At 67.8% G+C, this 19763-nt stretch carries 22 protein-coding genes and 1 pseudogene; 11 read left to right on the top strand and 12 right to left on the bottom strand.

Annotation, left to right across the window (positions count from 1 at the left end):
- Nucleotides 1-79 precede the first annotated feature (79 nt).
- Together glyA and ACAM49_RS25225 are read left to right on the top strand one after the other, a co-directional pair.
- A complete protein-coding gene (gene glyA, locus ACAM49_RS25230) occupies nt 80-1375 on the top strand; it encodes a serine hydroxymethyltransferase (protein ID WP_369638050.1) in 1296 nt (431 codons plus the stop codon).
- A 140-nt stretch (nt 1376-1515) separates the two neighbouring features.
- Complete coding sequence (locus ACAM49_RS25225) at nt 1516-2436, top strand: NADP-dependent oxidoreductase (protein WP_369638041.1); 921 nt, start codon at nt 1516-1518, stop codon at nt 2434-2436.
- A 12-nt stretch (nt 2437-2448) separates the two neighbouring features.
- Here the strand turns inward: ACAM49_RS25225 and ACAM49_RS25220 are convergent, their stop codons facing one another.
- The 3 genes from ACAM49_RS25220 to ACAM49_RS25210 form a co-directional block, all read right to left on the bottom strand.
- Nucleotides 2449-3321, bottom strand: coding sequence for a pirin family protein (locus ACAM49_RS25220; protein WP_369638040.1), 873 nt, complete (start codon nt 3319-3321; stop codon nt 2449-2451).
- An 86-nt stretch (nt 3322-3407) separates the two neighbouring features.
- Nucleotides 3408-3716, bottom strand: a complete 309-nt coding sequence (locus tag ACAM49_RS25215; protein WP_369638039.1) for a glutaredoxin domain-containing protein — start codon at nt 3714-3716, stop codon at nt 3408-3410.
- A 38-nt stretch (nt 3717-3754) separates the two neighbouring features.
- Nucleotides 3755-4027: a hypothetical protein gene (locus ACAM49_RS25210; protein WP_369638038.1), complete on the bottom strand. Its 273-nt coding sequence runs from the start codon at nt 4025-4027 to the stop codon at nt 3755-3757.
- Between ACAM49_RS25210 and ACAM49_RS25205 the strand changes: the two genes are divergently transcribed.
- The 4 genes from ACAM49_RS25205 to ACAM49_RS25190 all read left to right on the top strand — a co-directional run bounded on the left by ACAM49_RS25205 (nt 4026) and on the right by ACAM49_RS25190 (nt 7685).
- Complete coding sequence (locus ACAM49_RS25205) at nt 4026-4436, top strand: DUF488 domain-containing protein (RefSeq protein WP_369638037.1); 411 nt, start codon at nt 4026-4028, stop codon at nt 4434-4436. The genes ACAM49_RS25210 and ACAM49_RS25205 overlap by 2 nt on opposite strands.
- Before the next feature lie 228 nt (nt 4437-4664).
- Nucleotides 4665-6065, top strand: coding sequence for a PhoH family protein (locus tag ACAM49_RS25200; protein WP_369638036.1), 1401 nt, complete (start codon nt 4665-4667; stop codon nt 6063-6065).
- A gap of 143 nt (nt 6066-6208) precedes the next feature.
- Nucleotides 6209-6715 carry an LGFP repeat-containing protein gene (locus ACAM49_RS25195; protein ID WP_369638035.1) on the top strand — a complete coding sequence of 169 codons (507 nt, stop codon included), beginning with the start codon at nt 6209-6211 and terminating at the stop codon, nt 6713-6715.
- A gap of 112 nt (nt 6716-6827) precedes the next feature.
- The gene (locus ACAM49_RS25190) at nt 6828-7685 is read left to right on the top strand and encodes an acyl-ACP desaturase (protein ID WP_369638034.1); all 858 of its coding nucleotides are present in this window, start codon (nt 6828-6830) and stop codon (nt 7683-7685) included.
- Between the two features lie 131 nt (nt 7686-7816).
- Here the strand turns inward: ACAM49_RS25190 and ACAM49_RS25185 are convergent, their stop codons facing one another.
- Nucleotides 7817-8305, bottom strand: a complete 489-nt coding sequence (locus ACAM49_RS25185) for an SRPBCC domain-containing protein (protein WP_369638033.1) — start codon at nt 8303-8305, stop codon at nt 7817-7819.
- Between the two features lie 64 nt (nt 8306-8369).
- Between ACAM49_RS25185 and ACAM49_RS25180 the strand changes: the two genes are divergently transcribed.
- On the top strand, nt 8370-9125 hold the full coding sequence (locus tag ACAM49_RS25180) for a metalloregulator ArsR/SmtB family transcription factor (RefSeq protein WP_369638032.1): 756 nt from the start codon (nt 8370-8372) through the stop codon (nt 9123-9125).
- Nucleotides 9126-9157: 32 nt separating this feature from the next.
- The gene (locus tag ACAM49_RS25175) at nt 9158-9763 is read left to right on the top strand and encodes a hypothetical protein (RefSeq protein ID WP_369638031.1); all 606 of its coding nucleotides are present in this window, start codon (nt 9158-9160) and stop codon (nt 9761-9763) included.
- A 27-nt stretch (nt 9764-9790) separates the two neighbouring features.
- Here ACAM49_RS25175 and ACAM49_RS25170 read toward each other — a convergent pair whose 3' ends face one another.
- Entirely contained in the window at nt 9791-10213 is a 423-nt protein-coding gene (locus ACAM49_RS25170) for a limonene-1,2-epoxide hydrolase family protein (protein WP_369638030.1), read from the bottom strand.
- Nucleotides 10214-10252: 39 nt separating this feature from the next.
- The gene (locus ACAM49_RS25165; protein WP_369638029.1) at nt 10253-10990 is read right to left on the bottom strand and encodes a TetR/AcrR family transcriptional regulator; all 738 of its coding nucleotides are present in this window, start codon (nt 10988-10990) and stop codon (nt 10253-10255) included.
- Nucleotides 10991-11096: 106 nt separating this feature from the next.
- On the opposite strand from ACAM49_RS25165, the gene ACAM49_RS25160 reads away from it, so the two are divergent.
- A complete protein-coding gene (locus ACAM49_RS25160; RefSeq protein WP_369638028.1) occupies nt 11097-12281 on the top strand; it encodes an FAD-dependent monooxygenase in 1185 nt (394 codons plus the stop codon).
- A gap of 281 nt (nt 12282-12562) precedes the next feature.
- On the opposite strand, the gene ACAM49_RS25155 is transcribed toward ACAM49_RS25160, so the two are convergent.
- On the bottom strand, nt 12563-13966 hold the full coding sequence (locus tag ACAM49_RS25155) for a class II fumarate hydratase (RefSeq protein ID WP_369638027.1): 1404 nt from the start codon (nt 13964-13966) through the stop codon (nt 12563-12565).
- Between the two features lie 132 nt (nt 13967-14098).
- The gene (glpX, locus tag ACAM49_RS25150) at nt 14099-15130 is read right to left on the bottom strand and encodes a class II fructose-bisphosphatase (RefSeq protein ID WP_040812305.1); all 1032 of its coding nucleotides are present in this window, start codon (nt 15128-15130) and stop codon (nt 14099-14101) included.
- 129 nt (nt 15131-15259) lie between these two features.
- Here glpX and ACAM49_RS25145 point away from each other — a divergent pair, with 129 nt between their 5' ends.
- Entirely contained in the window at nt 15260-15841 is a 582-nt protein-coding gene (locus tag ACAM49_RS25145) for a DUF4245 domain-containing protein (RefSeq protein ID WP_369638026.1), read from the top strand.
- Nucleotides 15842-15886: 45 nt separating this feature from the next.
- Here the strand turns inward: ACAM49_RS25145 and ACAM49_RS25140 are convergent, their stop codons facing one another.
- From ACAM49_RS25140 to ACAM49_RS25130, 3 genes are all read right to left on the bottom strand, one after another.
- Nucleotides 15887-16117: an exodeoxyribonuclease VII small subunit gene (locus tag ACAM49_RS25140; RefSeq protein WP_369638025.1), complete on the bottom strand. Its 231-nt coding sequence runs from the start codon at nt 16115-16117 to the stop codon at nt 15887-15889.
- Nucleotides 16114-17343 (bottom strand): exodeoxyribonuclease VII large subunit, encoded by a 1230-nt coding sequence (xseA, locus tag ACAM49_RS25135; RefSeq protein WP_369638049.1) that lies wholly within the window; start codon nt 17341-17343, stop codon nt 16114-16116. The genes ACAM49_RS25140 and xseA overlap by 4 nt, the downstream gene beginning before the upstream one ends.
- A 204-nt stretch (nt 17344-17547) precedes the next feature.
- Nucleotides 17548-18246, bottom strand: a complete 699-nt coding sequence (locus ACAM49_RS25130) for a lipid droplet-associated protein (RefSeq protein WP_369638024.1) — start codon at nt 18244-18246, stop codon at nt 17548-17550.
- Between the two features lie 114 nt (nt 18247-18360).
- On the opposite strand from ACAM49_RS25130, the gene ACAM49_RS25125 reads away from it, so the two are divergent.
- Nucleotides 18361-19362, top strand: a complete 1002-nt coding sequence (locus ACAM49_RS25125; protein WP_369638023.1) for a 4-hydroxy-3-methylbut-2-enyl diphosphate reductase — start codon at nt 18361-18363, stop codon at nt 19360-19362.
- A gap of 142 nt (nt 19363-19504) precedes the next feature.
- Here the strand turns inward: ACAM49_RS25125 and ACAM49_RS25120 are convergent.
- Nucleotides 19505-19763, bottom strand: a pseudogene (locus ACAM49_RS25120) (hypothetical protein); the annotation flags it as partial.

The raw sequence follows: 19763 nt of genomic DNA, 5'->3' as shown, positions 1-19763 counted from the left end.
TAATACGGAGAGGTGCGCGATGAGCGACACAATCAACCCCCTGGACGGCGCGGCGGATTCGGCCAATAGACTCGGCGGCGTGACCCAGACGAGCGCCTCTGTCAACACCCAGTCCCTCGCCGAACTCGATCCCGAGGTCGCGTCCGCGATGGGCGGCGAGCTCGCCCGCCAGCGCGACACCCTCGAGATGATCGCCTCGGAGAACTTCGTGCCGCGCGCGGTGCTGCAGGCGCAGGGCAGCGTGCTCACCAACAAGTACGCCGAGGGCTACCCGGGTCGCCGCTACTACGGCGGCTGCGAGAACGTCGACATCGTCGAGGATCTCGCCCGCGCCCGCGTCACCGAGCTGTTCGGCGCGGAATACGCCAACGTGCAGCCGCATTCGGGTGCGCAGGCCAACGCGGCCGTGCTGCACGCGCTGATGACCCCGGGCGAGAAGCTGCTCGGCCTGGACCTCGCGCACGGCGGCCACCTCACCCACGGCATGCGCCTGAACTTCTCGGGCAAGCTGTACGAGGTGCACGCCTACGGCGTCTCCAAGGAAGACCACCGCGTCGACATGGACGAGGTGCGCAAGCTCGCCAAGGAGACCCGGCCGAAGGTGATCGTCGCCGGCTGGTCCGCCTACCCGCGGCACCTGGACTTCGCGGCCTTCCGCGAGATCGCCGACGAGGTCGGCGCGTACCTGTGGGTCGATATGGCGCACTTCGCCGGTCTGGTCGCCGCGGGCCTGCACCCGTCGCCCGTGCCGCACGCGCACGTCGTGTCCTCCACCGTGCACAAGACCCTCGGCGGCCCGCGCTCCGGCCTGATCCTGGCCAAGGAGGAGTTCGCCAAGAAGCTGAACTCGGCGGTGTTCCCGGGTCAGCAGGGCGGTCCGCTCATGCACGCCATCGCCGCCAAGGCCGTGGCCTTCAAGATCGCCGCGGGCGCGGAGTTCGCCGAGCGCCAGGCCCGCACGCTGTCCGGCGCGAAGATCATCGCCGAGCGCCTCACCCAGGCCGACGCCAAGGCCAAGGGCGTCACCGTCCTCACCGGCGGCACCGACGTGCACCTGGTCCTCGTCGACCTGCGCAACTCCGAGCTCGACGGCCAGCAGGGCGAGGATCTGCTGCACGAGATCGGAATCACCGTGAACCGCAACGCCGTTCCGTTCGACCCGCGCCCGCCGATGGTCACCTCCGGCCTGCGCATCGGCACCCCGGCGCTGGCCACCCGCGGCTTCGGCGACACCGAGTTCACCGAGGTGGCGGAGATCATCGCCGCCGCGCTGACCGGCTCGGCTGACCTGGATTCCCTGCGTCAGCGGGTTTCCAAGCTGGCTCAGGAATTCCCGCTGTACGACGGCCTGGAGGACTGGAAGCTGCTCGGCTGAGCGAACGCTCGTAAGACGAAAGCCTCTCGCGATCTCACGATCGCGAGAGGCTTTTCTCGTACCGGGGACGGTGTTCACGCATGTCCCGGGTCCGTGGTGGAACCCCAAGGGAAAGGAACCATCGACGGAAGAGGGATGCCATGGCGCAGGCGGTCAGGTTCGACGAGTACGGCGGCAGTGAGGTGTTGCGGGTGGTCGAGATCCCGGAGCCGCAGGCGGGGCCGGGAGAAGTGGTGGTGCGGGTGGTCGCCACTGGGATCAATCCGGGGGAGGCGGCCATTCGGAGTGGGCTGTTGCACGAGCAGTGGCCGACGGAGTTCCCGTCCGGGCAGGGGAGTGATTTCGCGGGACGGATCGCGGCGGTCGGGGAAGGGGTGAGCGGGATCGTGGAGGGGGACGAGGTGATCGGGTTCACCAATGAACGGTCGGCGCATGCCACTCATGTGCGGGTTCCCGCGGATCAGGTGACGCCCAAACCCGCGGCGGTGCCGTGGGATGTGGCGGGGGCGCTGTTCGTCGCGGGGACAACGGCTTTCGCGACCGTGCGCGCGGTCGAGGCGGAGAAGGGCGATGTCGTCGGCGTGTCCGGCGCGGCAGGTGGCGTGGGATCGATTGTGGTGCAACTGCTTCGCGAGCGCGGCGCGGTGGTGATCGGCATCGCGGGCCCCGCGAATCAGGACTGGTTGCGTGAAAAGGGTGTGATACCGGTCGTTTACGGCGATGGGATGGTGGAGCGCCTGCGCGATGCCGCGCCGGGCGGGATGGACGCCTTCATCGACACCTACGGGTCGGGTTACGTTGAGCAGGCCATCGCCCTCGGGGTGAAGCCGGAACGGATCGACACCATCATCGATATCGAGGCGGTCCGGCGCTTCGGGGTGAAATTCGAGGGCAATGCCGCCGCCGACACCATCGACGTGGTCGCCGAGCTCGCCGACCTGGTCGCCGCGGGGACACTCGAAATCCCCATTGCCGCAACGTATCCGCTATCCGAGGTACGTGCGGCATACCAGGAGCTGGAACGCCGCCACACCCACGGCAAGATCGTGCTGCATCCTTGATCGGATCGCGGATTACAAGCGAGCCAGGCGCGGGATCGGGCCGAACCTGCCGCGGCGGAAATCGAGGAAAGCCTCTTCGATCTCGTCACGGCTGCCCATGACGAATGGCCCGCCGAAGACGATCCGTTCGCGAATCGGCTTGCCGGAGAACAGCATCACCGTGGTGGGCCGATCCGGATCGGTGGCGCGCAGTTCCAGGGTGGTCGGTTCGGTGGCGGTCATGGGATCCGACCAGGCGATCCGGCCCTCGGAAACCGCGGTTCCGCCCACGGACGCGCCACCCTCGATGACGAAGGCGAACGCGCGATCCTCCGGCGACAGCACCGGGCTGTAGGTACTGCCCGGCTCCAAGGTGACGAGCAGACCGGTTATCGGCCAATGGTTCTTGGCCGGACCGGAGACCCCGCCCGGATTGCCGGAGACAACCCGCACCAGCACTCCGGGCGCTTCGATTCGCGCCTGATCCGCTTGCCGCACATCCTGATAGCGGGTCTCGACCATCCGCTTGTCGGTCGGCAGATTCAGCCACAGCTGCAGGGTGTGGGCGAATTCGTTGCGGAAGGCCAACTCGCGGTGGATGATTCCGCGTCCGGCCGTCATCCACTGGACGTCGCCGGGTTCCAGCGCGCCCGCGTGGCCGAGGCTGTCGCCGTGTTCGAGGACGCCGTCGAGTACCACGGTGACGGTCTCCAGGCCGCGGTGCGGATGCCATTCGAAGCCGGGGGAGGAGATCCAGTCCTCGGCCATGAGCAGGAACGGGTCGGTGCGGGTCACGTCGTCGGGCGCGATGACCAGGGCGTTCTTGTCGACCTGATCGGTCGGTCCGCCCATGGCCTTGGTCCGGACGCGGTCCACCTTGCGCGGAACCGTGACTGTTGTGGTCATGCGCACTCCTCCTGGCCGAGAAATTGGTGACAAGTCAACCAACGGCTGGCACGGGAGGGGTATTCCCCGGCTCGCGGGTTCGCGGGTCAGAACGGCCAGAGCTTGCGCGGGCCGCCGGTGAGCTGCGGGGCGTCGGCGCTCACGGTGGCGATCAGCTGTTTGGGATGCGGGTTGACCCAATGGCGTTCGGCCGACCCGTCGCGGAAGACCACCGTGGGCACGGTCTCGTTCCCGTCGGCCACCGAGCGCACGAAGGCCGCCGCCTCCGGGTCCTGCCAGATGTCCACTTCCCGGTAGACGATGCCGTGCCGGTTCAGCACCCGGCGCATGCGAGAACAGTACGGGCAGCCCGGGCGCCGGTAGACGACGAGTTCCGGCGCGGCATCGGCGGTCATGTCGGGAGTCTATGGCGCGGAGGCGATTCCGGCGAGGCTCAGCCGTGCTTGCTCAGATAGTCCTCGTACATCGGGCGCAGCACCTCGCCGATCTTGCCCTCACCGGCGTGGGCGTAGTCGTCCAGGATCGGCAGCACGTACTTGATGTCGGCCTCGCTCTCGCCGAGGTCACCGGCGGCGGCCTCGGCGGCCGGGATGGACTTCAGCAGCTCCCACAGGAACTTGATATCGCCCCGCCGCGCCGCGAGCTTCACCGCGCGGTCGTGCAGTTCCTTGGTGCTCAGGCTCTCGAGATCCGAAGTTTCGGCCATGACCTCGACTGTAATGGAGGCCATGACACAGCAGCCGAGGTACCGGGTCAAGCGCGTCTACGACGCCCCCGACGCCGAGGACGGCCGCCGGGTGCTGGTGGACCGGCTCTGGCCGCGCGGCGTCAGCAAACAGGCGGCGGGCATCGACGAGTGGGCCAAGGAGGTGACGCCCTCGAACGAACTTCGCAAGTGGTATCACGCGGATCCGCAGACACGCCGTGCGGAGTTCGAAAGGAAGTATCGAATCGAGCTCGCGGACGAGGGTGCGCGGGAGGGGTTGGCGCGGCTCCGGAAGGAGGCCGCCGAGGGCCCGTTGACGCTGGTCACGGCCACCAAGGAACCCGACCTCAGCCACGTCCCGATCCTCCTCGATGAATTGCGCGAAACACCCAGAGCGGACAGGCGTTAACGCGATCTTCACCAACGCGCCCGACCGTCGGGAAGCCGGATCGCGATTTCGGCGGTAGCGTCGGGGGTGCGGGCCGCGTAGGTGTGGTTCGTACGGGAGGTCCTGATCGTGACTGAGCAACTCAGTGCGAGGGGGCCGGCACCCGGCCCTCGGGTCGTACGACCCCAAGGCTGACCGGCCCAGCGAGAACGCTCGCGCGGTGTCGCGCGAGTGGCAAAGGAGCCCACCGTGACTGATGCACGCTCCGTTACCGCTCCCACCCGGGACGCCGGCTCTGACCAGAGCCCGCAGACCAAAACGAAGGGGGCACACGCCTCGCAGTCGTCCGAATCCGGACCGAAATCCTTCGTAGTCGACACGTCGGTGCTGCTGTCCGATCCTTGGGCGCTGACCCGTTTCGGCGAGCACCACGTGGTGCTGCCGCTCGTGGTGATCAGCGAACTCGAGGCCAAACGACACCACCACGAACTCGGCTGGTTCGCTCGCGAGGCATTGCGCATGCTGGACGATCTGCGTCTGGCACACGGTCGGCTCGATCAGCGGGTGCCGATCGGCGCCCAGGGCGGGACACTCCAGGTGGAGTTGAACCACACCGATCCGAACGTCCTTCCCGTCGGATTCCGCACGGACACCAACGATTCCCGCATCCTGGCCTGCGCGCTCAACCTGGCCGCCGAGGGGCAGCGGGTCGTGCTGGTGTCCAAGGACATTCCGCTGCGCGTCAAGGCGAGCGCGGTGGGCCTGCGGGCCGACGAGTATCACGCGCAGGACGTGGTCACCTCCGGATGGACCGGCATGGTGGAGCTCGAGGTGGCCGTCGCCACCGTCGACAAGCTCTACGCCGAGACCCTCATCGATCTCGACGAGGCGCGGGACCTGCCCTGCCACACCGGAATCCGCCTGCTCAGCCCGCGCGGCAGCGCCCTGGCCCGGGTCACCCCGGACAAGCGGTTGCAGCTGGTCCGCGGCGACCGCGAGGCCTTCGGGCTGCACGGACGCTCGGCCGAACAGCGCATCGCGCTGGATCTGCTGCTGGACGAGAGCATCGGCATCGTCTCACTGGGCGGGCGCGCCGGCACCGGCAAGTCGGCGCTCGCGCTGACCGCCGGGCTCGAGGCCGTCCTGGAACGGCGCACGCATCGAAAGGTGGTGGTGTTCCGGCCGCTCTACGCGGTGGGCGGACAGGAGCTCGGCTACCTGCCGGGCTCCGAGAGCGACAAGATGGGACCGTGGGCGCAGGCCGTCTTCGACACCCTCGAGGGGCTGGCCAGCCCCGAGGTGATGGAGGAGGTGCAGGCGCGCGGCATGCTGGAAGTGCTGCCGCTCACCCACATTCGCGGGCGCTCGCTGCACGACTCCTTCGTGATCGTGGACGAGGCGCAGTCGCTGGAACGCAATGTGCTGCTCACGGTGCTGAGCCGACTGGGCAGCGGATCGCGGGTGGTGCTCACCCACGATGTCGCCCAGCGCGACAACCTGCGGGTCGGACGGCACGACGGCGTGGCCGCCGTGATCGAAAAGCTCAAGGGGCACCCGTTGTTCGCGCACGTGACCCTCACCCGCAGTGAGCGGTCGCCGATCGCGGCCCTGGTGACCGAGATGCTGGAGGAGTTCGGGCCCAATTCCTGACCCTCGATAACTGAGACCCGCCCGGCCGGAGTGCGACTCGCGCACCGGCCGGGCGATTCTTTTCGCGTGTGTTTCGCCCTCCCCGCGGCAGGGTAGCTTTCGGTGAAATTCCAGCTCGGCCGCACTATCGGGAGGATTTGGAAATGCACCACATCGCTCGACGCACGGCTGGCATCATCGCGGCGCTTGCGGTCGTCACCGCACTCGGCGCGGGTTGCGACAAGGACAAGGACAAGGATTCCGCGTCGTCCACCACCACGGCGGCCGCGACCTCCGAAACGCATATCGCCGAAACCAAGATCTCCACGCCGAACGGTGAAATCGCCGTCGCCGGAGGGGTTCTGGAGAAATACAACGCCATGGGCGGACCCGCCAGCCCGCTCGGCATGCCCACCGGCGCGGCCAAGGACGCGCCCGACGGCGGCACGGTGCAGGAATTCGACGGCGGCGCCATCTACTCCAGCCCGACCCACGGCACCCACGTGGTGTGGGGCGAGATCCGCAAGGCGTGGGAGGAACAGGGCGGCGCCAGCGGCAAACTCGGCTACCCGACCAGCGACGAGTTCGATATCGCCGGCGGCAAGCAGAGCGATTTCAGCGGCGGCACCATCACCTGGGGCGACAACAAGACCACCGTCACCGAGAAATAGCCCGGCGGTCCGGGGCGCGGTGACGCGCGCCCCGGATCCGGCCTATTCCATAGCCGATTCGAATACCGCGCGAAGATCCCCACGTTTGCCCGATTGCGGCTAGGTTGGTCCGGTGCAGAACGCTTTGGCCGATCGGGACCTGCTGGTATCACTCGCGGACGTGGTGGAGGAAAACCTCGTGCGGCATATCGCCGCCGCCGCGGAGTGGCAGCCCCACGACTACGTGCCGTGGGACGACGGCCGCAATTTCGCCTTCATGGGCGGAACCGATTGGGAGCCCGAGCAATCCGAGCTCAGCGAGGTCGCCAAGACCGCGCTCACCGTCGGCGTGCTGATCGCCGACAACCTGCCCGCCTACCACCGCGAACTCGGCAAGTACCTGAACCGCGGGCCGTGGTGGCGCTGGGTCGGCCGCTGGACCGCGGAGGAGAACCGGCACGAGATCCTCATCCGCAACTACCTCATGGTCAGCCGCGCCGTCGACCCGATCGCGCTGGAGCGGATGCGCATGGCGCACATGACCGCCGGTTTCCGCCGCCCCGCCATGCACCTGCCCGACGTGATCGCCACCCTCGCCTTCGAGGAGACCGCCGCCGCCGTGCGCCACCGCACCACCGCGCGCCTGGCCGACAATGTCATCGTCGCCACCATCGCCGACCGCCTCGCCGCCGATGACGAACTCCAGGCGGTGTTCTTCGCCAACCTGGTGAGCGCGGCCCTCGACCTGGCCCCCGACCAGACCGTCCGCGCCATCGCCGACCGGGTCGCCGACTTCCACGTCCCCGTCGTCGAACTCGCCGACGGCCGCACCAGCACCGAGGTCCTCGCCGAGGCGGGCATCTACGACCCCGCCCGCGAACCCGAACTCGTCTTCACCCCGCTGCTCGAGCAGTGGAACATCTTCACCCGCACCGACTTCACCGAAGCGGGCGAGAAGGCCCGAGCCGAACTGGCCCACCTCCGCCCCTGATCCATCCCCCGCGCTATCGAGCCCTCCGGGGCCCCTTCGCGTGGTTCGATGCCGACGCCCGCCGCGAAATCGTGGCGGGCGTCGCGCTTTTCGCATCCCCCGGCGATGTCCCGGCGCAAAGTCTGCCGCTCTCAGTGCTTCTCGGCCGGGTCGCCGGAGACGACGGCGGCGAGGTTGGCGAGTTCGTTCGCCCGGCCTTGCCGGAGGCGCTCGGTCCAGACGTCGTCGTGCATGGCGTCCGCGGTCATCACCACACGGACACCCGCATCGGTCGGCTCCAGGTCCACGGTGGTGAGGAACTCGTACGGCTCGACGCCGGGGATGAAGTCGGCCAGCGAGGTGTAGGCGAGCCGGTTGGGGCCGTCGACCTCGGTGAAAGTCTTACGGGACTCGGTCGACAGCGGCATGCCCGCGGACCGCATGAACTCGACCTGCTCAGGCGCGGTCGCGGTCATGGTGTAGACCAGTTCGCCGCCCGGGCGCAGGTCGAGCCGGTCGACGCGCACGGTGAAACCGTCCGGCGCCCACCACTTCTCGATTCCGGCGGCGGTGGTCCACAGGTCCCAGATGGTCTGGGCGGTGGTGGCGTACTCGTGCTCGATGCGGATCTGGTCGGACATGTCGTGCTCCTCGGTTCGGAAATATTCTCTGACAGGAATATATCCCTGGAGGCATACTTAGTCAATGGACCCCGCACTATTCGCCGCCCTGGCCGAACCCAACCGGCTACGGATCGTCGAGCTGCTGAACGCCGCACCTCGTCCGGTCGGCGAGATCGCCACCGCCCTCGACCTGCGGCAACCGCAGACGACAAAGCATCTCCAGGCCCTCGAACGCGCCGGCCTGGTGGTGATGGAACCGCTCGGCCAGCGCCGCATCTACGCCCTGCGCCGCGACCCACTGCGCGACCTACGAGAGTGGCTGGCCGGATTCGAGGCCGACCACCCGTCGGAATCGGTGCTCACCGAATACCGAGCGGCCATCGACGCCGAACCGGTGCTGACCCACGAATTCGAACGCACCCTGCCGGTACCACCGGCGACGGTATGGGACTGGTGGACCTCACCCGCCCTGGTCCGCCGCTGGTGGCACCCCGCCCACTTCGAGATCGCCGACTGTGTCCTCGAACCGGTCAACGGCGGCGCCCTGTCGATCGCGCTCCGAGAAGGCGACGGCACCCGATACCGCAGCGCCGGCCACTACCTCGACGTCCAACCCCCCGAACGCCTCCGGTTCCAGCTGGCACCGCTGACCGACAACGGAACCCCCCTCTTCGACGCCGACCACCTCCTCGAACTGACCCCCACGCCGACCGGCACCCGGTTGGATCTCCGAATTCGCGTCTCCGATCCCATCCCGGGAGCCGAACCGGCCGTCGCCGGTATCCGCCTCGGCTGGAATCAACTCCTGGACAACCTCACTCACGCCCTTACCACGTGAACAGTGTCGGTGGCTTGCGATTTGATGATGCCGTGATCGAACAGCTCCGTACCCTGCCCGAGATTCCGGTGCTTCGCGACCGTTGCCGCGCCATGGCGATGCTGGACGCCATCTTCAGCCCGGAATGGCAATACCGGTACTTCTCCTTCAACTCCGCTTGGGGCGAGGGCGAGGAGATGGCGTCCATGCGCGACGGCCAGGGCAACGACTGGTTCCTCGTCTTCTCCAAGGTCGGCGCCTACGGCCGCGCCTTCGACCACGAGGCCCCGAACGCCCCGCACCTCGTCGACGCGGTCCCGAGCGTCTTCGCGGACTACGTCGCGGAACCGGCCTTCGCCGGCCCGGACGGCTCCCTGCTCGTCACAGTGTGCTTCTGGCGGCAGCCGGGCGACACCGAATGGGGCGTGGCCGCAGCCGAATCGGGTGCCGAGAACCCGTTTGCGGTGCTGCTCGAAGGCACCCCCCAGGCCTACCGCGCCTGGGCCGAGGACTACTACGAAACCGAGCTCGACCCAGCGGCCGTGGACCACATCTACGCATTGCGCCCACTTACCCAGGCCGTCGTGTCCAGTCTCAACCCGACCCTCGACCTCGCCGAACTGGACAACGACCTCGCCGAAATCAATTACCCACGTTGACCTTCGAGCATGGCGGTGGTGGGCGGGTCAGCGGGGGAGCGCGGCGCGGATCAGGCCGGTCAGCGTGCCGCGCAGGAAGTTCTCCCAGCTGAAGTGGTCGTGCCACAGGGTGATTCGGCCGTCGCGGAAGTCGAAGGTGCCGCAGACCCAGAAGGAGATCTCGATCGGGCCCATGCGCAGGTAGTCGGTGCGCTCGGTGAGCACCGCGCCGTCCTCGGTGGCCGCGATGTGGTGCATGTCGGCGCGGAAGCCGAAGCGCGGGCTGTTGAGCTGGGTGAGGACCCAGCGCACGCGGTCGGCGCCGCGAATATCGGGGAGCGAGGTGTTCTTCCAGACGATGGCCGGATCCACCAGATCCAGGGCCTCGTCGACGATCTTCATCTCCATGGCGGCGAAGAACTCGCGCACCGTGGTGACCGGATCCTGCTTCAGCTCGGGTAGCTCGGACATGAGCCGAGCGTAGGCCGAATCCGGGCCGCGGCGAAGGAATTACGCGGACTCGCGACGGGCGGCGATGAGCGCCCCGAGACCGTCCAGGATGCGGTCGATTCCGAAGGCGAGCGCATTGCCCGCACCCGGCTCGGGCGTGCCGCCCATGGTCGCCGCGAAGGCCGCGACGGCGTGCGGGAAACGCTCGGCCTGAGCCGTGAGCACCGCGCCCAGCTCCCGGGCCATCTGTTCCTCGGCGGAATCGTCGCCCAGGGGGACCGTGGTCTGCATGGCCACCGCACGGGCATGGCTGAGTAGCAGGACGACGGTGTCGAACTGTTCGGCAATGGTCAGCCCGGTGTCGGCGAGCACGCTCAGAGCCCCGTCCACCCAGCCCAATTCGTTGGGGCCCATCGGGCGAATGCCGGTGGCCAATTCATTGGCCCACGGGTGAATCCGCACCTGCTCGTAGATCGTCTCGGTCCAGATCGGCAGGTAGGAGCGCCACGGCTCCGGCGAATCCGCCTGCGCGGGCTCGACTTTCGGCGGTGCGCCGAGTGCGGCGTCCAGCATGAGCGCGGTGAGCTCGGTCCGCCCGGGGACGTAGCGATACAACGCCATCTTCGCGCAGCCGACCCGCTCGGCCAGCCGCGCCATGGACAGGTTCCCCAGGCCTTCGGTGTCGGCGAGCTCGACCGCCTCGCCGACGATGCGCTCCAGCGTGAGCGACGGTTTCGGCCCGCGTCGCGGGCGGTCGGGGGTGCCCCACAGCAGTTCGAGGGTGGTCGGTGCCGGCATGGTCGCCATCCTTCCGGATTTCCGGGTTGACAGGTAACTGCGTCCACCATACTCTATTAATCATCAACAGCGTCCGACGGACGCAGTTACCGAAGGAGTCACCGCAATGCGCAACACCACCGTCCTCATCTCCGGAGCCAGCGTCGCCGGTCCCGCCCTCGCCTACTGGCTGCACCGCTACGGCTTCCGGGTGACCGTGGTCGAGAAGGCCACGAGCCTGCGCTCCGGCGGGCAGGCCGTCGACTTCACCGGCGAGACCCACATGACCGTGCTCGAGCGGATGGGCGTCCTCGACGACATCAAGCGCCGCCAGACCGGCAAGACCGACTGGGTGCTGGTCGACGAGAGCGACACCGAACAGGCCGTCATGGCCGGCGAATTCCTCGGCGGCGATATCGAGATCCTGCGCGGCGACCTGGCCGAGGTCCTCTACAACCGGACCGCCGGGGAATGCGAATACCTCTTCGGCGACACCGTCACCGCGCTTCAGGAATCGGCGGACGGTGTGTACGTCGAATTCCAGAACGCGCCCGCGCGGGTCTTCGATCTGGTCTTCGGCTGCGACGGCATCCACTCCCGGGTCCGGAAGCTGGCCTTCGGGCCCGAAGCGGACTACGTGCACCACGACGGCTACTACTACGCCATCGCGGGTGAGTCGATCTGGGCGGACATGCCGGAGGGTGATCGGCAGCGGGCCCGGTCCCTGGGCTGCAATATCCCGGGCCGGTTCGCGATGACGGGCGGAAACAAGGCCGCGCAGTTCTACCTGTTCGCCTCGCCCCAACTCGATTACTCGCGAGACGATCTGGATCAGCAGCGCGCCATCGTGGCCGGGCAATTCGCCGGAATGGCCTGGGAAGCGCCGCGCATGCTGGCCGAGCTGCCGCACCTGGAGGGTTTCTACCTCGACGCCATCGCCAAGGTGAAGATGAAGAACCTCACGAAGGGCCGCGTCGCGCTCGTCGGGGATGCCGGGCACGGCCACACGCTCAATGGCTTCGGCACCGGATCGGCGATTGTCGGCGCCTATGTGCTCGCCGGTGAATTGGCCTTGGCCGAAGGGGATTACACCGTGGCGTTCGCACGCTACGAGGAAATCATGAAGCGGCTGCTGCGCAAGGCCGATGGGGCCAGCCCGGGGCGGTTCATCGCTCCTCGAACGGCTCGTGGCCTGCGGCTTCGCAATTGGTTCGTGCGCTCGCGGGGTTTCAAGATGATGGTGAAGTTCGGCGAGAGCGCCAAGAACGACATCGATCTGAAGAACTATCCCGAAATGGTGGGCTCGAACTGAGCCGCGCGCCGATGAGCATGGACGTGGTTATGGCGGCTTCCGCCGCCATAACCACCGACCAGTGTGCTCAAAGAATGATGCCGAGCGCCGCGAGGAACGAGCTGACACCGAGCGTGAAGAGAGCCACAAGACCAGCTCCGATTGCAACCAACATGGTTCTTTCCTTTCTTGGAACATCCGCGGTTCGCGGACACTCAGCTAATCGATCGCTATGAGTGATCCGTTTCACAGTCTGTTTCAGAAAAAGAAAAATAGGTTGCTGACCGGCACTCGGCCCATTGTCAGTTCTTCGAGTCGTCAACTTTCGCCATGGAGAGGACGTCCAGACGGCGATCCAGCTCCTCGACCGGCAGCTTGTCGCTGATCAGGCCCCGATCGATGACCGTCTGGCGGATGGTCTTCTTTTCCCTCAGCGCCTGCTTCGCCACCGCCGCCGCCTCCTCGTAACCGATCGCCGAATTCAACGGCGTCACGATCGAGGGCGAGGATTCCGCCAGCTGCCGCAGGTGCTCGACATTCGCGACGAGTCCCACGACGCACTTATCGGCGAACAATCGGGAAACATTGGCCAGCAGGCGAATCGACTCCAGCACATTCCGGGCCATAACCGGGATATAGACATTCAATTCGAAAGCGCCGTTGCCACCGCCCCAGGCAATGGTCGCGTCATTTCCGATGACCTGCGCGGCCACCTGGGTAACCGCCTCCGGGAGAACGGGATTCACCTTCCCCGGCATGATGGAGGAACCGGGCTGCAGATCCGGCAGCTGGAGTTCGCCCAAACCGGTGAGCGGGCCCGAGCCCATCCACCGAATGTCATTGGCGATCTTGGTGAGACTGATCGCCACCGTGCGCAGCGCGCCGGAGAGCTCCACCAGCCCGTCACGGGCGGCCTGCGCCTCGAAATGGTCACGCGCCTCGGACAAATGGTCCAGATCGGTCGCCTTCGCCAGTTCCGCAACGACTTTCGCGCCGAACCCGGCGGGCGCGTTGAGGCCGGTGCCGACCGCGGTCCCGCCGATCGCCAGCTCACCGACCCGCGGCAGGGCGGCCAGCAGGCGCTCGATACCGGCGCTGACCTGCCGGGTGTAGCCGCCGAACTCCTGGCCCAGGGTCACCGGCACCGCGTCCATGAGATGGGTGCGGCCGGACTTGACCACCGACTTCCACTCCGTCGACTTGTCCAGCAGCGCCAGCCGCAGATGGTCCAGCGCCGGGATCAGATCCTTGACGACCGCCTCGGTGGCCGCGAGATGCGTTGCGGTGGGGAAGGTGTCATTGGACGACTGCGACATGTTCACGTCGTCATTGGGGTGCACGGTGACGCCGTCGCGCGCGGCGATGCTGGCGATCACCTCGTTGGCGTTCATGTTCGAGCTGGTGCCCGAGCCGGTCTGGAACACATCGATCGGGAACTGGTCGTCATGCTTGCCGTCCGCGATCTCGCCCGCCGCGGCGATGATGGCGTCCGCCTTCGTCTTGTCCAGCAGCCCCAGATCGCGATTCACGGCCGCCGCGGCCGCCTTCAGCAGGCCGAGCGCGCGAATCTGCGCGCGCTCCAGGCCCCGTCCGCTGATCGGGAAGTTCTCCACGGCGCGCTGCGTCTGCGCCCGCCACAGGGCATTGACGGGGACGCGCACTTCACCCATCGTGTCGTGCTCGATCCGGTATTCGGTCTCGGTCATGAATTCGACCCTATGCCCGTCCCGAAGCCCGTGGGGGTGCCACGCCTGAGGGAATCAGCACACTCACGGCCGGGAATACGAGTGTGGCCGGACAGTCGGTCGACTGTCCGGCCACACAAGGCTTTTCGCCGATCAGGGCAGCGGCGGGGTGGCGTGCTCGTCGCCGATGAAGTCCACCGAGGCGTATTCCTTGAGCTTGGTGAGGCGGTGGTACGCGTCGATCATGCGGACGGTGCCGGACTTGGCGCGCATGACGATGGACTGCGTGTACGCGCCGCCGCCGTAGTAGCGCACGCCCTTGAGCAGGTCGCCGTCGGTGACGCCGGTGGCGCTGAAGAACACGTCGTCGCCGGAGACCAGATCGTTGGTGCTCAGGATGCGGTCGAGGTCGTGGCCGGCGTCGATGGCCTTCTGCTTCTCGGCGTCGTCCTTGGGCGCGAGCTTGCCCTGCAGCGCGCCGCCCAGGCAGCGCATGGCGGCCGCGGCGATGATGCCCTCGGGGGTGCCGCCGATGCCGATGAGCATGTCGACGCCGGATTCCGGACGGGCGCAGGCGATGGCGCCGGCGACGTCACCGTCGGAGATGAGGCGGATGCGGGCGCCCGCGTCGCGGACGGCCTTCATGTGCTCGGCATGGCGGGGACGGTCCAGGATGCAGACCGTCAGGTCGGAGACCGACGAGTTCTTGGCCTTGGCGACGCGGCGTAGGTTCTCCGCGATCGGGGCCGACAGGTCGATGACATCGGCGGCGTCGGGGCCGACGGCGATCTTCTCCATGTAGAACACGGCCGAGGGGTCGAACATGGCGCCGCGCTCGGCGACCGCCAGCACGGAGATCGCGCCCGGCGAGCCCTTCGACATCAGGGTGGTGCCGTCGATCGGGTCGACCGCGAAATCGAGTTCGGCGCCGGTGCCGTCGCCGACCAGTTCGCCGTTGTAGAGCATGGGCGCTTCGTCCTTCTCGCCCTCACCGATCACCACGATGCCGCGCATGGAGACGGTCGCCACCAGCTGCCGCATGGCGTCCACGGCCGCGCCGTCGCCGCCTTCCTTGTCGCCCCGGCCGACCCACCGGCCCGCGGCCATGGCCCCGGCCTCGGTGACCCGGACCAACTCGAGCGCTAGGTTGCGGTCCGGCGCCTCGCGGCGGCTGGATGCGGTCATGACGGGAGCCTCCTTGGTCGTTTACTGCTGCGTGAATTGTCGCATTGCGGTTCTGGGGCTCCGGCACGTACTTACGTTTCCAGCCACCGTGAGCTCGGTCGCACCTGTGCCCCATGGATACTGGGAGCCGTGTCCTACCAAAAGCCGCGCAGTCAGAACGACTACAAGGACCTGCTGTGGTCACTGGCTCCGCTGGTGCTGATCTGCTTGGTCATCGCGGGCATCGCGAGCCAGTGCTCGTTCTCCACGGGCGGGCCCAAGCAGGGGCAGATCCCGAACTTCGATGTGAAGGCGGCGCTCACCGACGACGCGCGGCTCATGCCGTTCCCGATCCGGCTGCCGGTGCTGCCGGACACCGACCCGGACAAGTGGACGCCGAACTCCGGTAGCCACGACACCATCACCGGGACGGGCGGCGGGCAGACCAGCACCGTCGGGTACATCACGCCCGAGGGCACGTACATGCAGCTGACCCAGTCGAACGCGAGCGTGGACGCCCTCGACAAGAAGTACGCGAGCGGGCGCCCGGCGTCGGGGAGCGAGCAGCGCGGCGGGCAGAAGTGGATCGTCTACGCCGAGCAGGGTTCGGAACCGGCCTGGATCGCGGACTTCGGTGATTCGCGCGTGGTTATCAAGGGCGCGGGCAATGGCGCGGCCTTCAACACCCTCGCCACCGCCGTCAGCCAGGCCCAGCCGCTGCCGCGTAGTTGATCCCGCACGGCTGATTCGAAAGCGGCTGGGGCTCAGCCGCTTCGATCACTCCTCCGAACTCCGGTGGGCCAGCGTGTCCTCGACCCGCTTGCGGGCCCCCGCCAGATGCTGTTCACAGCGGTTGGCCAGCGCCTCGCCGCGTTCCCACAGAGCGAGCGAATCGTCGAGATCCATGCCGCCCTGCTCGAGCATCTTCACCACATTGACCAGTTCGTCGCGGGCGCGTTCATAGCCGAAGGTGGCGATCTCGGCGCGATCGTCGGTGGTCTCGCTCATTCGGTGTCCTTTCGGGTGGGGCGGGGAGCCAGGGATTGGGCGCCGAGGGCGGCGGCGGAGATCGCGCCGTCGGCCACCCGGATGCGGAGCTGGGTGCCGGGCGGGGAGTCCTCGATGGCGCGGACCACCTCGCGGTCCTTGCCGTTGACGCGTTGCACTACCGCGTAACCGCGGGCCAGGGTGGCGGCCGGGCCCACTGCGGAAAGCTTTTCGCGCAGGTGGCGGGTGGTGGTGGATTCGCCGGTGAGCAGATGGGTGACCGCGCGCTCGGCGGACATCCGCAACCGCTCGATCTCGTCGTGGCGCTGGTCGAGCAGGCGTAGCGGATCGGCAAGCACCGGGCGGGAACGCATCTGGGCCAGGGCACGGGACTCGCGGTCGACCCAGCCGCGCAGGGCCGCGGCGGCGCGGGAGCGAAGTTCTTGCAGCAGCGCGGCTTCGGCGGCGGCATCGGGGACGATGCGCTTGGCGGCATCGGTCGGGGTGGCGGCGCGCAGGTCGGCGACGTAGTCGGAGATCGGATTGTCGGGCTCGTGGCCGATGGCGCTGACGATGGGGGTCTTCGCCGAAACGATGGCGCGGCACAGGGTCTCGTCGGAGAACGGCAGCAGATCCTCGACGCTGCCGCCGCCGCGGGCCAGCACGATCACATCAACTTCCGGATTCGCGTCCAGGGCGGCGATGGCCTCCAGGATCTGCGGCACCGCGGTCGGCCCCTGCACGGCGGTATTGCGGATCTCGAACCGCACCGCGGGCCAGCGCTGGGTGGCCACGGTCACCACATCGTGTTCGGCGGCGCTGGCGCGGCCGGTGATGAGGCCGATTCGATTGGGCAGGAACGGAATCGGCCGCTTGAGCCGCGGATCGAACAGCCCCTCGGCGGACAGCAACGCCTTCAGCCGCTCGATGCGGGCCAGCAGCTCCCCGATCCCCACCGGCCGAATCTCGGTGACCCGCAACGACACCGTGCCCCGCCCGGTGAAGAACGACAGCTTCCCGTACACGACGACCCGGCTGCCTTCTTGCAGCGGCACCGCCGAATTGCGCAGCAGCTCCGGATCACAGGTCACCGACAGCGACATATCCGCCGCCGTATCCCTGAGCACCAGAAACGCGGTCCGAGTCCCCGGCCGCACATTCATCTGGGTGATCTGCCCCTCCACCCATACCGCACCCAGCCGATCGATCCACTGCGCCACCTTCACCGAGATGGTCCGCACCGGCATCGGATTCTCGGCAGACGAACTCGGCGGCCGCGCAGGCGTCTCGGTGGTCACCACACCGATTCTTGCAGTGCCCACCGACGCCGAACACACAGCGCCCGCGACACGGGCTCCCGCGCGTGCCCACTCGCACGAAAGCCCGTGAAACGAAGCGCACCGGCCGCCGGGTAGTACCCGGTCGACCGGCGCTGGTCGAGAGTCGGTTTCCTACTTGGCCTGAACGGTCGCGATGCGGTTCGTCAGCATGGTGACGAAAGGCGCCCGATCGAACGTCTCCTGCTCGTAAGCCAGGAGGGTGGCGAGATCCTCCACCGACAGCTGGCGCAGACGCGCACGCAGCTGGGCGATGGTCATATTGGCGTAGTCGAAGCGCGACGCCACCTCGGGCTCAACGACACCGCTGCCATTGTGGCCGTTGGTCGACGCCTTGGAAGCCGTTGCCGGATCCGAGGTTTCGGCGGCCTCCGGTTCGGCTGCCTCCTGCGCGGCCGATTCGGTGGCAACCGGTTCGGATTCGGCCGCAACGGGTTCGGCGGGCGCCGGAGTCGGCTCCACCACAGCCGCGGCGGGCTCCTCGACGGCCGGTTCGGGCTCGGTGAAGAGGTCGAAACGGCTCTGTCGTACCGAATCAGAGGCGAAGCTCGGCGTTTGCTCGTCGAGTTCGTCCTCATCGAAGGTGGCCCATTCGGGCTGCTCTTCCGGCTGGTTGACCAAACGGTCGAAAACTTCGTCGCCCTTGAGGGCGAGGCTGGTCACGAACTGCTGGAGGTGCATGGTGGTCTGCAACATCTGGCTGATCGCGGTGATCGGGAAATTGAGTGCGGTGGTCGGTAGCCGACGAGTTTCCTCGAGGGCATAGACGGCAGCCCCGGCGGCGACCCGGGCCAGGAACGGAGGTCGGAACATGCCCCTAGCCTGCCCGAAACGCGGTGTGATGCAAAGGTGAGAGCGCACGAAAAGTGATTGTGACCCTAGCCTCCGCGCGAATGCGCGCCGAGGGGCACACGTATTCTTGGGGCCATGTCCTCGGCTATCCCTTTGAACGTCGGAATCGTCCGGTCCGCGGCAGGTGATGTCGACGCCCCGAAGCGAGTTCTGCTCGCGGAACCGCGCGGCTACTGCGCCGGTGTGGACCGGGCGGTCGAAACGGTGGAGAAGGCGCTCGAAAAGCACGGCGCCCCCATCTATGTCCGCAAGGAAATCGTGCACAACCGGCACGTGGTGGAAACCCTGCGCGAGCGCGGTGTGATCTTCGTCGACGAGACCGACGAGGTGCCCGAGGGCGCGCTCGTGGTGTTCTCGGCGCACGGCGTCTCCCCGGCCGTGCACGAGTCGGCCGCCGAGCGGAACCTGCACACCATCGACGCCACCTGCCCGCTGGTCACCAAGGTGCACCAGGAGGCCAAGCGTTTCGCCCGCGACGACTTCGACATCCTGCTCATCGGCCACGAGGGCCACGAGGAGGTCGAGGGCACCGCGGGTGAGGCCCCCGAGCACGTGCAGCTGGTGGACGGCCCGGACGCCGTCGACCAGGTCACCGTGCGCGACGAGAACAAGGTGATCTGGCTCTCCCAGACCACGCTCTCGGTGGACGAGACCATGGAGACGGTCAACCGCCTGCGTCAGCGCTTCCCCAAGCTGCAGGATCCGCCGAGCGACGACATCTGCTACGCCACCTCCAACCGGCAGACCGCGGTGAAAGCCATGGCGCCGGAGTGCGATCTGGTGATCGTGGTCGGCTCGCGCAATTCCTCGAATTCGGTGCGGCTGGTCGAGGTCGCGCTGACCGCGGGGGCGCGGGCCGCGCATCTGGTCGACTTCGCGCGCGAGGTCGATACCGCGTGGCTCGACGGCGTGCGCACGGTCGGCGTCACCTCGGGCGCGTCGGTGCCGGAGATTCTGGTCGAGGGTGTGCTGGAACTGCTGGCCGAGCACGGTTTCGGCGAGGTGGTGCCGGTGACCACCGCCAATGAGACGCTGGTGTTCTCGCTGCCGCGCGAACTGCGTGCCGCACGCGCGTAAGCTCCGAAACTTATTCGCGCCCTCCACATTCGTTGTGGAGGGCGCGAATTGCTATCCGGGGGATGTTATTTCGTACCAGATTTCGTGATTGCCGGAAATCTACGTGCGTGTCGCTCGCGTGTCGCCGAACCGGATCTCCTGATCAACGCTCGATGCGGCCGGAATCGCGTTCGCGATAGCGCACATTCGGGCGCGGGTGCGGCGGGATATCGCCCGGCTGCGGACGACGGCGACGGCCGCCTTCGGGCTGGGCCGGATTCGGCTCGGGGGCGGCGTGATTGCCGGTGCCGTTGCCGCGCGCGGCGGCTTGGTCGGGGCTCTGCGCGCGCCGACGGCGGCCCTCGGGTGCGGACTCGGGGGCGGGCTGGGCGGCGCGGCGGTCGGCCGGGACGGCCCGGCGC

This window comes from Nocardia sp. JMUB6875 (assembly GCF_041154655.1).
In the GTDB taxonomy this organism is placed as follows: Bacteria; Actinomycetota; Actinomycetes; order Mycobacteriales; family Mycobacteriaceae; genus Nocardia.
This window is presented reverse-complemented; position numbering and strand designations above follow the sequence as displayed.

Bases quoted from the DNA above. Each gene is read 5' to 3' on its own strand.
- ACAM49_RS25225 (WP_369638041.1), top strand. From the start codon at position 1,516: ATGGCGCAGGCGGTCAGGTTCGACGAGTACGGCGGCAGTGAGGTGTTG.
- ACAM49_RS25220 (WP_369638040.1), bottom strand. From the start codon at position 3,321: ATGACCACAACAGTCACGGTTCCGCGCAAGGTGGACCGCGTCCGGACC.
- ACAM49_RS25215 (WP_369638039.1), bottom strand. From the start codon at position 3,716: ATGACCGCCGATGCCGCGCCGGAACTCGTCGTCTACCGGCGCCCGGGC.
- ACAM49_RS25205 (WP_369638037.1), top strand. From the start codon at position 4,026: ATGACCTCGACTGTAATGGAGGCCATGACACAGCAGCCGAGGTACCGG.
- ACAM49_RS25210 (WP_369638038.1), bottom strand. From the start codon at position 4,027: ATGGCCGAAACTTCGGATCTCGAGAGCCTGAGCACCAAGGAACTGCAC.
- ACAM49_RS25195 (WP_369638035.1), top strand. From the start codon at position 6,209: ATGCACCACATCGCTCGACGCACGGCTGGCATCATCGCGGCGCTTGCG.
- ACAM49_RS25185 (WP_369638033.1), bottom strand. From the start codon at position 8,305: ATGTCCGACCAGATCCGCATCGAGCACGAGTACGCCACCACCGCCCAG.
- ACAM49_RS25180 (WP_369638032.1), top strand. From the start codon at position 8,370: ATGGACCCCGCACTATTCGCCGCCCTGGCCGAACCCAACCGGCTACGG.
- ACAM49_RS25170 (WP_369638030.1), bottom strand. From the start codon at position 10,213: ATGTCCGAGCTACCCGAGCTGAAGCAGGATCCGGTCACCACGGTGCGC.
- ACAM49_RS25165 (WP_369638029.1), bottom strand. From the start codon at position 10,990: ATGCCGGCACCGACCACCCTCGAACTGCTGTGGGGCACCCCCGACCGC.
- ACAM49_RS25160 (WP_369638028.1), top strand. From the start codon at position 11,097: ATGCGCAACACCACCGTCCTCATCTCCGGAGCCAGCGTCGCCGGTCCC.
- ACAM49_RS25155 (WP_369638027.1), bottom strand. From the start codon at position 13,966: ATGACCGAGACCGAATACCGGATCGAGCACGACACGATGGGTGAAGTG.
- glpX (WP_040812305.1), bottom strand. From the start codon at position 15,130: ATGACCGCATCCAGCCGCCGCGAGGCGCCGGACCGCAACCTAGCGCTC.
- ACAM49_RS25140 (WP_369638025.1), bottom strand. From the start codon at position 16,117: ATGAGCGAGACCACCGACGATCGCGCCGAGATCGCCACCTTCGGCTAT.
- xseA (WP_369638049.1), bottom strand. From the start codon at position 17,343: ATGCCGGTGCGGACCATCTCGGTGAAGGTGGCGCAGTGGATCGATCGG.
- ACAM49_RS25130 (WP_369638024.1), bottom strand. From the start codon at position 18,246: ATGTTCCGACCTCCGTTCCTGGCCCGGGTCGCCGCCGGGGCTGCCGTC.
- ACAM49_RS25125 (WP_369638023.1), top strand. From the start codon at position 18,361: ATGTCCTCGGCTATCCCTTTGAACGTCGGAATCGTCCGGTCCGCGGCA.